The organism is Corynebacterium qintianiae (genome assembly GCF_011038645.2).
GTDB classification, from domain to species: Bacteria; Actinomycetota; Actinomycetes; order Mycobacteriales; family Mycobacteriaceae; genus Corynebacterium; species Corynebacterium qintianiae.
The window spans coordinates 1971333-1984021 of the sequence record NZ_CP064955.1 but is presented as its reverse complement, the minus strand read 5'-3'; the positions used below and the strand labels follow the sequence as shown (position 1 = coordinate 1984021).

Below are 12689 nucleotides of genomic sequence, written 5' to 3'. Positions count from 1 at the left end.
CAATCCTACTGTGGCCCGCCCCTACTTACCTTTGAACCGCTTGACGGTTTGCTGGGCGACGTGGAGGGCGTCGTCGGTAATCTGGCTCATCTGCTGCTTGCGGGCGGCGCGGCGCTGGGCCTCCTCGTGCGCGTTGGCGGCCTCGATCTCGAGCTGCTGGACGCGGACGAGCTGGCGGCGTTTACGCTCCAGTTGACGCAGGCTCGGTGTGTACCAGGATTCCGGCCCGACCTTCATGACATAGAGCAGGATGAACAAGGTCGGGATGATGAGCAGGAAGAGTGCGGCCAGACCGCTGCCTCCGAAGGCGGAGGCGGCGATGGCGGTGCCGGCCACCGAGCCGAGGGATCCCAGCCAGAACAACCCGGCGCGGGTCTTCTGGCCGTCGCGACGCGCTGCGATGATCTCGTGAGCGCTGAAGAGCTGGACCTCTCCGCCGGGGGCGCTGCGCAGCACCGGTGTCTGGGGGATGTCGGTGAAGATCGGCTCCAAGTCACCCTGGAATTCGGCCGCGGCGATACGTTTGCATCTCGCGTCGAACTCGTCCATGGTCAGCCGCCCCTCGCCGAGGGCGTTGCTGAGCGCGCTCATGGCGTCGTTGCGCTCGTTGTCGCTGAGTCGGAATCTGCCGTACGGGGTGCTCACAGTGCTCATTCTATCGTCTAGTCATCCTCGGTGAACTGGGTCTGGTTGAGCCGCCAGTACGCGCCGCCGTTTGCGAGGAGCTCCTCGTGGGTGCCCTGCTCCGCGATGCGGCCCTGCTCCATCACGATGATCAGGTCCGCGTCGCGGATGGTGGATAGGCGGTGGGCGATGACGAAGGAGGTGCGGTTCGAGCGCAGCGCGTTCATCGCCTCTTGGACGAGCACTTCGGTGCGTGTGTCCACGCTAGAGGTAGCTTCGTCGAGAATGAGGATGGCGGGCTGGGACAAAAATGCCCGGGCAATGGTGATCAGCTGGCGCTCGCCTGCCGAGATGGAGCCGGAATCCTGGTCGATCACGGTGTGGTAACCGTCCGGCAGAGCGTGCACGAAGCGGTCGACGTAGGTGGCCTTCGCGGCGGCGATCACCTCTTCGTCGGTGGCGTCGAGCCTGCCGTAACGGATGTTCTCCATGATCGTGCCTTTGAAGAGCACGGCGTCCTGAAGCACCATGCCGATGTTGGAGCGCAGCTGCGCGCGGGTCATGTCGCGGGTGTCAACCCCGTCGATCCGGATGGCGCCGGCGTCGATGTCGTAGAAGCGCATGATGAGGTTGACCAGGGTGGTCTTTCCGGCGCCGGTCGGACCGACGATCGCGGCCGTCTTGCCGGGCTCCACCCGCAGCGACAGGTCCTGGATCAGCGGGGTGTCATCCGAGTAGGAGAAGTCGACGCCGTCGAACTCAACCAGGCCGCGTGCACGGCCTGGTTGCGCGGTGGTGATTTCGGCGGTGGCGGCATCCGCCGTTTCCTCCTCGGCGTCGAGGAATTCGAAGATGCGCTCGGCGGACGCGACACCGGACTGGACCATCTGCGCCATACCCGCGATCTCACCCAAAGGCTGGTTGAACTGGCGCGAGTACTGGATGAACGCCGTTGCGTCGCCCAGAGTCATGTTTCCGGCGGCGACGCGCAGGCCACCGAACACCGCGATGGCTACGTACGACAGGTAGGAGATGAACTGCATGATCGGGTGCATCGAATTCGCCAGGAACTGGGCGCGGGCAGCGGAGTCGTGCAGCGCGGCGTTGCGTTCGTCGAAAGTCGAGTTCAGCTCCTCGGTGCGGCCGAAGATGAGCGCGAGCTCGTGTCCCGAGAAGGATTCTTCGACGTGGCCGTTGAGTTCACCGGTGGACTTCCATTGCGCCGCGAACTGCTTCTGGGAGCGGGTGCCGATCAACCCCATGACCAAACCTGTCAGCGGCAGGGCGAGCAGCGCAAGAAGGGCGAGCTGCCACGAGATGGAGAACATCATGATGATGATGCCGAGGACCATCAGGATGGCGTTGAGCATCTGCGACAGGGCCTGCTGCAGCGCCTGCTGCACGTTGTCCACGTCATTGGTGGTGCGCGAGAGTAGGTCGCCACGCTGGCGGGAGTCAAAATAGTTCAACGGGAGGTGGTTGACCTTGCGTTCGATTTCCTGGCGCAGCGTGAACACCGTTGTCATGGTCAACCGGTTCAGGATCGCGCCCTGGGCCCACATGAGCAGTGAGGACAGGACATAGAGCACGATGACGAAGCTGATCAACTGGGCAAGGCGGTCGAAGTCGATGCCGAAGCCGGGGCGCAGCTCCATCGCCTCCGCCATGTCGGCGAGGCGGTTGTCCCCGGCCGCGCGCAGGCCCTCGACGACGTCGCGCTGCGACGCGCCCTCCGGCAGCTGGCGGGAGATGACTCCCGAGAAGATGACATCCATCGCGTGGCCCAGCACGCGGGGAGCGTAGACGGCGAGGACGACGGAAGCAACGTTCATCACCACGACGACGGCGAGTTTCATGCGGTGGGGCAGAAGTAACCCGACGAGACGCTTGGCGCTGGGCCAGAACTGCTTCGCCTGGCGCGGTGCGCTGCCGGAGAAGTCGTCACCGGCCATCTGTGCCTCGAGGGCGGCGATCTCCTCGTCGGTCAGGGTTTTCTCGGACATCAGGCGTCCACCGTCCTCTGGGATTGAACAATTTCGCGGTAGGTGCCGGAGTTTTCCAGCAATTCGGCATGGGTGCCTCGGCCGACGATCTCCCCGGCCTCCATGACCAGGATCTGATCTGCGTCCTCGATCGATGCCACGCGCTGCGCCACGATGATCGTCGTAGCCTCTGCGGTGTAGGTGCGCATGGCCTCGCGCACTTTCGCGTCGGTGATGGCGTCGAGGGCGGAGAAGGAGTCGTCGAATAGATAGACCTTGGGCCGGCTGATCAGCATTCGCGCGATGGAGAGGCGCTGGCGCTGCCCACCCGAGACGTTGGTGCCGCCCTGGGCGATCGGCATGTCCAAGTCGGTGACGAAGGTGGCCTGCGCGGTGCGCAGCGCGTCCCACATCTCCTCGGCGGTGGCGTCGGGCTTGGCCATGCGCAGGTTCGACTCCACGGTGCCGGAGAACAGGTAGGGCTTTTGCGGCACCATGCTCACCCGCTCCACGATGTCGGCGCGGACCATCTCGGCGACGTCGGTACCGTCGAGAAGCACGCGCCCCGTGGTGGAGGAGTGCAGCCTCGGAATCAGGGACAGCAGCGTGGTCTTGCCTGAGCCCGTAGAGCCGATGATCGCGGTGGTCGTGCCCGGCAGCGCGGTAAAAGTGACGTTCTTCAGCACGGGCTCGTCGGCACCGGGGTAGGTGTAGGACACCCCTTCCATGGTGACGACCCCTTCGGCGCTGTTCGCCCTGGCCGGGACAGCTGGCTCCTCGATCGAGGGTTGGTGGCCGAGCAGCTCGTTGATGCGGCGGGCGCACACCACCGCGCGGGGGAGCATCATCGCCATGAACGTACCCATCATCACTGCCATGAGGATCTGCATGAGGTACTGCATGAACGCGGTGAGCGCACCGACCTCAACCGCCCCGGCGTCGACACGGTGGCCGCCGAACCACAGCACCGCGGCGGTGGCGACGTTGAGGATGAGCATGATGACTGGGAAGAGCATGACGAAGATGCGCCCGATATTGAGGGAGACGCGCGTGATGTCTCGGTTGGCGTCGGTGAACCGGGCGGTTTCGTGCTCCTCGCGGCCGAAGGCGCGTACGACGCGGATGCCGCTGATCTGCTCTCGCACGACCCCGTTGACGTTGTCGAGTTTGTCCTGCATTGCGCGGAACATGGGCATGAGCAGAGCGATGAGCACACCCACTACGACTGCGAGTGCGCCGACGGCGGCGACAACGAGCCAGCTCATGCCCGGGTCCTGGCGCACGGCCATGATGATCCCGCCGATGGCCATGATGGGGGCCGCAACCATGAAGTTGAGGAACAGCAGATACACCATTTGCACCTGCTGCACGTCGTTGGTGCCACGCGTGATCAACGTCGGTGTGCCGAAATGGCTCATGTCCTCCGCGGAGAAAGAACTGACGTGCCGGAACACCTGGCGGCGGGTGTCGCGGCCGACTCCCATTGCCGTGCGGGCGGCGAAATAGACGGCGATGACGGCAGCGATGACCTGCACCAAAGCCACGGCGAGCATGATGCCGCCGACGCGCCAGATGTAGGCGATGTCGGCCCGGGCGACACCGTTGTCGATGATGTCCGCGTTGAGGTCCGGCAGGTAGAGCGTGGCCAGGGTGGTGACCAGCTGGAGGACAACCACGATGGCGATGTAACCCGCGTATGGTTTGGAGCCGTGGGCGAGAATTTTGACGAGGTCCACGGGCCAAGCGTAGACCACGCCGTCGACATGTGGACCTTTTGAGGGTTTGCGCAGGTTAGGGGACCTGCGGCACGGCGCGGGCGTGCGCGACCATGTCCTCCCACTCGACGATCTTCTTGCGCTCGCGCGGCAGCAGGGCGTCGTTCTCACCCAGCTTGCGCTCCTCGCCGTCGAGGCGGTACCAGCCGTCCCAGGTGGTGTAGGGGATGTCGCGGGATTCGAGCAGCTCGATGATGGCGTCCGGGTCGCTGAACTTCGGCGCGGGCAGCTTGCCGGAGGCGGCGTCCTCGAAGAGCATGTCGGTGGTTTCTTTGGCGTCGGACTTGGTGTTGCCGATCAGGCCGATGGGACCGCGCTTGATCCAGCCGGTGACATACAGGGACGTCTCAAGTCCGGTTTCGTTGAGCACGTGGCCGCCGTCGTTGGGGATGACGTTGCGCTCCAGGTCGAAGGGGACACCCTCGACGGGCTCGGAGCGGTAGCCGATGGCGTGGTAGACCTGCTGGACCGGCCAGTCGGTGAAGTTGCCGGTGCCGCGGATGCCGCCCTCGCCGTCGAGTTCCTGGCGCTCGGTGCGGATACCCACGATGGCGTCGCCCTCGGTGAGCACCTCCACGGGCTCCTCGAAGAAGTGGATGTGGATCTTGTGCGGGGAGTCGTCCGGCTCGCGCATCGCGTACTGCTCGAGCACCTGGCAGTTGAGGTCGATGGATTTGTCGGCGCGGCGCAGCTCCTCGGAGAGCTGGTCGTAGTCGATGTCCTCCGGGTCTACGAGCACCTGGATGGTGTCGGAGAGGTCGAGCTCGCGAAGTTCTTTCGGGGTGAACTTGGCCTGGGCGGGGCCGCGGCGGCCGAACATGTGGACCACCTCCGCCTTGTTGTCCTTCAAGGAGTTGTAGACGTTGTCCGGGATTTCGGTGACCAACAGCTCGTCGCCAGTCTTGGCCAGGATGCGGGAAACGTCGAGCGCGACGTTGCCCACACCGACGACAGCAACCTCGCGGGCGGAGAGGTCCCAGTCGCGGTCGAAGCGGGGGTTGCCGTCGTAGAACCCGACGAATTCACCGGCGCCGATGGATTTCTCGCCGCCGGGGATGAGCAGCTCGCGGTCGCGCACGGCACCCGTGGAGAACACGATGGCGTCGTAGTAGTCGCGCAGTTCCGCGACGGTGATGTCTTTGCCCACCTCGATGTTGCCCAGCAGGCGCAGGTGCGGCTTGTCCAGCACGTTGTGCAGCGACTTGACGATTCCCTTGATGCGCGGGTGGTCGGGTGCGACGCCGTAGCGGATCAGCCCGAACGGTGCGGGCATCTGCTCGAAGAGGTCGACGGAGATGTCGAGCTCCTCGTTGCGGATCAGCAGATCGGAGGCGTAGATACCGGCGGGGCCGGCGCCAATGACGGCGACGCGCAGACTCATGAGGGGTGGGTCCTTTCGGGTTCAAGATTTTATATTCATCCATGGTAAACCATAGACCGCTTGGTCTAAAAATCTACCGGTGACGGCGGCGGTGTCAAGTTTCGGCAGGGAAATACATTCACCACACCTATCGAAGGAATTAAATTCATTGGTGTACATGCAGCATAAACGGTAAATACGGGGTGGCCCTCTTGCTCTAGACAAAGCAGTACGGCAAACTGCCGGAAAACCGCCGAAATCTGGGAAGTTCACAGACAGAGCGGTCTATTTCGAAGGAGTGTTCATGACAGCCCCCACCGCGAAAACGCGCGAGGTCAAGGCCCGGGCAAAGAAGCCCGAGGGCCAATGGCTTATCGACGGCACCTCGCCCCTGAACCACGACGAAGAGCTCAAACAGCTCGAGCCCGTGATGCAGGTCAAGCAGCGCGTCATCGACACGTACTCGAAGCAGGGCTTCGCCTCCATCCCGCCCGAGGATCTCGCGCCGCGCTTCAAGTGGCTCGGCATGTACACCCAGCGCAAGCAGAACCTCGGCGGTGAGTTCACCGGCGAGGACAACTCCGTGCTGCAGGACGAGTACTTCATGATGCGCATCCGCTTCGACGGCGGCCAGTGCTCGACCGAGCAGGCCAAGGCCGTCGGAGAGATCTCCCGCGACTGGGCCCGCTCCACCGTGGACCTGACGGACCGGCAGAACATCCAGCTGCACTGGGTCGCCATTGAGGATGTCCCCGCGATCTGGGACAAGCTCGAGAGCGTCGGGCTGAACACGTGGGACGCCTGCGGCGACGTGCCGCGCGTGATCCTCGGCTCGCCCGTCGCCGGCATCGCCAAAGACGAGATTATCGACGCCACGCCGGCGATCCGCCGCATCCAGGAGATCGTCACAGACGAGGAGTTCCAGAACCTGCCGCGCAAGTTCAAGTCGGCGATCTCCGGCAACGCCCGCCAGGACGTCGTCCACGAGATCAACGACCTGGCCTTCATCGGCGTTGAGCACCCCGAGCTTGGCTCGGGTTTCGAGTGCTACATCGGCGGCGGCCTGTCCACCAACCCGATGCTGGCGCAGTCCCTCGGGGCCTTCGTCACCCTCGAGCAGGTGCCGGAGGTGTGGGCTAATGTGGTGCGCATCTTCCGTGACTACGGTTACCGGCGCCTGCGCAACCGGGCGCGATTGAAGTTCCTGGTCGCTGAGTGGGGCGTCGAGAAGTTCCGCGAGATCCTGGAGAAGGACTACCTCGGCTACGAGCTTCCCGACGGCCCGAAGGCGCCGAACAACCTCATCGACCGCGACCACATCGGCGTGCACGAGCAAAAGGACGGGAACTTCTACATCGGCGTCAAGCCCACCCTCGGCCACATGTCGGGTGAGCAGCTCATCGCCGCCGCCGAGCTGGCCGAGTCCTACGGGCTGACCCAGCTGCGCTTCACCCCGTTCAAGGAGCTCCTGTTCCTGGACGTGCGTGAGGGCGACGTCGAGAAGCTGACGGGAGACCTGGAGAACATGGGCCTGTACTCCAAGCCCAGCGAGTTCCGCCGCGGCCTGCTCTCGTGCACCGGGCTGGAGTACTGCAAGCTCGCTCACGTAACCACCAAGTCCCGCGCCATCGAGCTCGCAGACGAGCTGGAGGAGCGCTTCGGCGACCTCGACTCGCCCGTGTCGATCTCACTGAACGGCTGCCCTAACGCCTGCGCCCGCCACCACGTTTCCGACATCGGGCTCAAAGGCCAGATGGTGGTCAACTCGGAGGGTGAGAAGGTGGAGGGATTCCAGGTGCACCTCGGCGGCACCGTCGGAGAGGGCGCGAACTTCGGGCGCAAGCTGCGCGGGCACAAGGTGCTCTCCAGCGAGTTGACGGATTACGTCACCCGCGTCGTGCAGAACTACGTGGACAAGCGCTCCGAGGGCGAGATCTTCCGCGACTGGCTGCAGCGCGCCGACGAAGAGGACCTGAGGTGAGTCTGCGCCGGGCGCCGAACCCGAACCGGAACTTCCCCACCTACTGCCCGTACTGCGCGGGCGAGGAGCTCTACCCCAACGAGGAGACGGAGTTCGCGTGGAAGTGCGGGGAATGCCTACGCGTTTTCGAGGTTAAGTTCCACGGCCAGGACGACGCGGGTACGACCCCGGCGCCCGCCCCCTCCACCGAGGACGCCCTTCAGGCGTCGTTACGCAAACACGGTCATGATGCGGTCCTGCGCGAAGTCGGCCACACTGGTGGGAACGCATGAAAGGTGAGAAACAATGATTAACCTGCTGTCAGGACCCTCCGGCAATTTCGCTGACCCGGCGGTCAGCCCCGAGGGGCCGCGCGAGACGGAGCCGCTCGCGCCGGAGATCCGGGAGCGCAACGAGCAGCTCGTGGACGCATATGCGAGCGAGCTTTACGACGCTCCCGCCGACGCGATCCTCGAGTGGGCGCACGGGAACGCCCCAGGCCCGCTGGTGGTAACCCTGTCGATGGAGAACACGGTGCTTGCGGAGCTGGCCGAGCGCCACCTTCCTGACGCCGACTTCCTCTTCCTGGACACCGAATACCACTTCCCGGAGACGCTGAACGTCGCCGACGAGGTCGAGAACCGCTACCCGGCGCACACGTTGGTGCGCACCAAGGCGGTGCTCTCGCGCGAGGAGCAGGACCGCACCTACGGGCCGAACCTCTACCGCTCCCATCCTGAGGCGTGCTGCCGCATGCGCAAGGTCGAGCCGCTGGCGGTGCACATGAGCCCTTACGTTGGCTGGATCACGGGCCTGCGCCGCGCGGACGGCCCGACCCGCGCCAACGCGCCGGCGCTGTCCCTGGACGCCACCGGGCGGTTGAAGATCTCCCCGCTCGTGACGTGGTCACTCGAGGAGACCGACGAGTTCGAGGAGAGCCACAACTTGATCATCCACCCGCTGACCAGGCAGGGATACCCGTCGATCGGGTGCGCCACCTGCACCATGCCCGTCGCCGAGGGCGAGGACCCGCGTGCGGGTCGCTGGGCGTTCAGCGCGAAGACCGAATGCGGACTCCACGAATAAAGGCTAAAGATTACTGTTGTTATGAACATTAAAAATTCTGAAAAGGCGGGCGCTATTTCGCCCCACCTCAAGGACTTGGAGAACGAGTCCATCCATATCCTGCGCGAGGTGGCGGGGCAGTTCGACAAGATCGGTTTGCTCTTCTCGGGCGGCAAGGACTCGTGCGTCGTGCTGGAGCTCGCGCGACGCGCTTTCGCCCCGGCGGCGATGCCGATCGAGCTGCTGCACGTGGACACCGGCCACAACTTCCCGGAGGTCATCGAGTTTCGCGACTCAATCGTGGAGGAGTACGGCGTGCGGCTGCGTGTCGCCGCCGTGCAGGACTGGATCGACCGCGGTGACCTAGCCGAGCGCCCGGACGGCACCCGCAACCCGCTGCAGACGGTGCCGCTGGTGGAGACGATCGCCGAGGTCGGTTACGACGCCGTGCTCGGCGGCGCACGCCGCGACGAGGAACGCGCCCGCGCCAAGGAGCGCGTCTTCTCCATCCGCGACACCTTCGGCGGCTGGGACCCGCGCCGCCAACGCCCCGAGCTGTGGGACCTCTACAACGGCGAGAAGCTGCCCGGTGAGAACGTGCGCGTGTTCCCCATCTCCAACTGGACCGAGGCGGACGTGTGGGAATACATCGGTGCGCGCGGCATCCGTCTGCCCGACATCTACTTCGCGCACGAGCGGGAGGTGTTCAACCGCGACGGCATGTGGCTCACCGCGGGCGAGTGGGGCGGTCCCCGCGAAGGCGAAGAGCTGGAAACGCGCCGCGTGCGCTTCCGCACCGTGGGCGACATGTCCTGCACGGGCGCCGTTGAGTCCGACGCAACAACGATCGACGCCGTCCTCGCCGAGATCGCCAACTCCACCCTGACCGAGCGCGGCGCCACCCGCGCCGACGACCGACTCAGCGAGTCATCCATGGAAGACCGCAAGAAGGAGGGCTACTTCTGATGAGCGCCCCTGTTTCAGACATCCTCGCAACGCGCCAGACGCTGCGCCTGTGCACCGCCGGCTCCGTCGACGACGGCAAGTCCACCTTTGTGGGCCGCCTGCTGCACGACACCAAGAGCGTGCTCGCCGACCAGCTCGCCTCCGTGGAGCGCACCTCCGCTGACCGCGGCTTCGAGGGCCTCGACCTCTCCTTGCTTGTCGACGGCCTCCGGGCCGAGCGCGAGCAGGGCATCACCATCGACGTGGCCTACCGCTACTTCGCCACCGACAAGCGCACCTTCATCCTCGCGGACACCCCCGGCCACGTGCAGTACACCCGCAACACGGTGACCGGCATGTCCACCTCCCAGGTCGTGGTCCTGCTGGTGGACTCCCGCAACGGCGTGGTGGAGCAGACCGTGCGCCACCTCAACGTCGCGGCGCTGCTCGGTGTCAAGACAGTCATCCTCGGTGTGAACAAGATCGACCTCGTCGACTATTCCGAGGAGACCTTCAACTCCATCAAGGCCGAGTTCGAGGCCAAGGCCGCCGAGCTCGGCATCGAGGACCCGCACGTCGTTCCGATCTCCGCACTCAAGGGCGATAACGTCGTCGAGCGCTCTGCCAACATGGGCTGGTACACCGGCCCCACTGTGCTCGAGCTGCTCGAGGAGATCCCGGTCGCCTCCGGGCGCGCTCTGGAGCTGGACTTCCGCTTCAACATCCAGTACGTCCTCCGCGAGCACGCCACCGACTACCGCGCCTACGCGGGGCGCGTCAACGCCGGTGAGGTCCACGTCGGTGACACCGTCAGCGCGGGCGGCCGCACCACGACGGTGACCCACATCGACACCGCCGACGGCGAGCAGGATTCCGCCCGCGCCGGTGACTCCGTGGCGTTGCGCCTGGCCAACGAGATTGACCTCGTGCGTGGCGACCTCATCTCCGCAGGCTCGACCCCGGAAGGGGTGCGCGAGTTCGGTGCCACCGTTGTCGGCCTGACCGACAAGGACGTCGCGCCCGGCCAGGCAGTGAAACTGAGGTTCGGTACTTCGCTGGTGCGGGCGCGTGTCACGGCCGTCGACAAGCTTATTGATATTGACTCAAGCGCCAACGACGTTGACAACCCCGAATCCTTCGGACTCAACGACATCGCGCACGTGACGGTGCAGACCGCGCAGGAGCTCCCCGTGGAGGAATACGCCGCGCGCGGTGCCGTGGGCAATTTCCTGCTCATCGACCAAGCGTCGGGCAACACGCTCGCGGCCGGCCTCGTGGGAACCCGGTTGAGGTAGGCAGATGCACGCCCTGATCACACTGTCGCACGGTTCCAGGCACGACTCCGCCCAGCGCGGAGTCGAGCGGCTCACCGCGGCAGCGGCGATCACCCTGGGCGTCGAGGCCGTCGACGCGCATCTCGAGTTCAACGCCCCAGACCTCACCGGCGCCACGCGCGCCGCAGCTGAGGCGGGCTACACCGCGGCGGTGGTCGTGCCGCTGCTGTTCACCCGTGCCTTCCACGCCACCAAGGACGTCCCCGCGGCGTTCGCGGCGGCGCGCGAAGCCACCGGCGTGGACCTTGTCCTCGCAGACGGGCTCGGTCAGGGCGCGGACATCGTAGAGGTGCTGGCCAGGCGCGTACTTCTCGACGCCCCCTCCGACGCCTCCGTCATCCTCTACCCCGTGGGCACCTCCAACCAGGAAGCCGCAACGAAAACGGAGGCGCTGGGGCAAGCCCTGTCCCAGGCCTCCGGGCGCGAGGTCACCGTGGTACCGGCCACCGGCGTCGGCGACCGGGTAGGCAACCCGGGCATCGAGAATGCTGCGCGGGAGAGAGAGCGAATGCACCTCCTCCCGCTGTTTGTCACCGACGGTTTGCTGCTCGACCGCGCCACCCGCGCGCTCGGCCGCATCCAAGACGCCACCGGCGCAATGTTTACTCACTCGGCACCTCTGATTACAGATCTGTCGGACATCGTCGCCGCGCGCTACCGCGCGGCCGTTACCCAAGGGGTCTTGACATGAATCACCTCACTACGCTCATCCTTATCGCGCTCGCCGGGCTCGCGGCCCAGCTCGTCGACGGCGGCCTGGGCATGGGCTTCGGCGTAACGTCGACCACCATCCTGGTCATGTTGGCCGGGCTCGGCCCCGCCCAAGCGTCGGCGGTGGTGCACACCGCCGAGCTGGGAACGACCCTTGTCTCCGGCATCTCGCACTGGCGCTTCGGCAACGTCGACTGGAAGGTCGTCGCCGCAATCGGTATACCGGGCGCGGTCGGTTCCTTCGCCGGCGCGACAGTGCTGTCGAATTTGTCCACCGAGGCCGCGAAACCGATCATGTCGTTGATCCTGGCCGTCATCGGCGCCAACCTGATGTTGCGCTTTTCGCGCGGCCTGACGCGGCGCAAACTGGCCGCCAAGCCGCACTCGCGCGGATTCCTCGGCGGGCTCGGCCTCGTCGGCGGGTTCATCGACGCCACCGGCGGTGGCGGGTGGGGCCCCGTGACCACCTCGACGCTGCTGTCCGCGGGGCGCTCCGAGCCGCGGCGCATCGTTGGCACCGTCAACACCGCCGAATTCCTGGTCACATCCGCCGCCACACTGGGCTTTGTCATTGGAATGTGGCAGGACCTGGTGACCAACCTCGCTGCGGTCGCGGCACTGCTGGTTGGCGGCGTCATTGCGGCTCCACTAGCGGCCTGGCTGGTTACCCGCCTGAATCCGATTCTGCTCGGCAGCTTTGTGGGCACCCTCATCGTGGTGCTCAACCTGCCGACGGTACTCAAGGCAGTCGGGCTGGATGACAATTTGTGGGTCGTGCGCGTGCTTGTGCTCGCCATCGGCGCGGTCCTGTCGTGGCGCGGCGCAGTCAAGGCGCGCCACAATTCGCGGGCCGCGTCCGAGAAGGAGCAGCTGCCGGAAGACCTCAGCGTCGAATCAGGCGTCGACAAGCACGCGAGAACGCGCTGAGGTCTC

General features: G+C 65.5%; 11 protein-coding genes. 7 read left to right on the top strand and 4 right to left on the bottom strand.

The annotated features are described in order from the left end of the window. Positions 1 to 21: 21 nt before the first annotated feature. From G7Y29_RS09675 to G7Y29_RS09660, 4 genes are read right to left on the bottom strand one after another with little or no spacing between them, the layout of a single operon-like run. The gene (locus G7Y29_RS09675) at positions 22 to 654 is read right to left on the bottom strand and encodes a DUF1707 SHOCT-like domain-containing protein (protein ID WP_235933545.1); all 633 of its coding nucleotides are present in this window, start codon (positions 652 to 654) and stop codon (positions 22 to 24) included. Between the two features lie 8 nt (positions 655 to 662). Then, the gene (locus G7Y29_RS09670; protein ID WP_165002370.1) at positions 663 to 2627 is read right to left on the bottom strand and encodes an ABC transporter ATP-binding protein; all 1965 of its coding nucleotides are present in this window, start codon (positions 2625 to 2627) and stop codon (positions 663 to 665) included. Next, entirely contained in the window at positions 2627 to 4342 is a 1716-nt protein-coding gene (locus tag G7Y29_RS09665) for an ABC transporter ATP-binding protein (RefSeq protein ID WP_165002369.1), read from the bottom strand. The genes G7Y29_RS09670 and G7Y29_RS09665 overlap by 1 nt, the downstream gene beginning before the upstream one ends. Positions 4343 to 4397: 55 nt before the next feature. Continuing rightward, positions 4398 to 5762 (bottom strand): FAD-dependent oxidoreductase, encoded by a 1365-nt coding sequence (locus tag G7Y29_RS09660; RefSeq protein WP_165002368.1) that lies wholly within the window; start codon positions 5760 to 5762, stop codon positions 4398 to 4400. Positions 5763 to 6045: 283 nt separating this feature from the next. On the opposite strand from G7Y29_RS09660, the gene G7Y29_RS09655 reads away from it, so the two are divergent. Genes G7Y29_RS09655 through G7Y29_RS09625 form a run of 7 tightly spaced genes read left to right on the top strand, consistent with a single transcriptional unit; the run spans position 6046 to position 12683 of the window. Beyond that, positions 6046 to 7722 carry a nitrite/sulfite reductase gene (locus G7Y29_RS09655; RefSeq protein ID WP_165002367.1) on the top strand — a complete coding sequence of 559 codons (1677 nt, stop codon included), beginning with the start codon at positions 6046 to 6048 and terminating at the stop codon, positions 7720 to 7722. Beyond that, complete coding sequence (locus tag G7Y29_RS09650) at positions 7719 to 7994, top strand: hypothetical protein (protein WP_165002366.1); 276 nt, start codon at positions 7719 to 7721, stop codon at positions 7992 to 7994. Before G7Y29_RS09655 ends, G7Y29_RS09650 begins: the two co-directional genes overlap by 4 nt. A 13-nt stretch (positions 7995 to 8007) precedes the next feature. Continuing rightward, entirely contained in the window at positions 8008 to 8787 is a 780-nt protein-coding gene (locus G7Y29_RS09645) for a phosphoadenylyl-sulfate reductase (RefSeq protein ID WP_165002365.1), read from the top strand. Positions 8788 to 8808: 21 nt separating this feature from the next. Continuing rightward, complete coding sequence (cysD, locus tag G7Y29_RS09640) at positions 8809 to 9732, top strand: sulfate adenylyltransferase subunit CysD (RefSeq protein ID WP_165002364.1); 924 nt, start codon at positions 8809 to 8811, stop codon at positions 9730 to 9732. Further along, on the top strand, positions 9732 to 11006 hold the full coding sequence (locus G7Y29_RS09635) for a sulfate adenylyltransferase subunit 1 (protein ID WP_165002363.1): 1275 nt from the start codon (positions 9732 to 9734) through the stop codon (positions 11004 to 11006). The genes cysD and G7Y29_RS09635 overlap by 1 nt, the downstream gene beginning before the upstream one ends. A 4-nt stretch (positions 11007 to 11010) precedes the next feature. Continuing rightward, positions 11011 to 11736, top strand: a complete 726-nt coding sequence (locus G7Y29_RS09630; protein ID WP_165002362.1) for a sirohydrochlorin chelatase — start codon at positions 11011 to 11013, stop codon at positions 11734 to 11736. Next, positions 11733 to 12683 carry a sulfite exporter TauE/SafE family protein gene (locus tag G7Y29_RS09625; protein WP_165002361.1) on the top strand — a complete coding sequence of 317 codons (951 nt, stop codon included), beginning with the start codon at positions 11733 to 11735 and terminating at the stop codon, positions 12681 to 12683. Before G7Y29_RS09630 ends, G7Y29_RS09625 begins: the two co-directional genes overlap by 4 nt. Positions 12684 to 12689 lie beyond the last annotated feature (6 nt).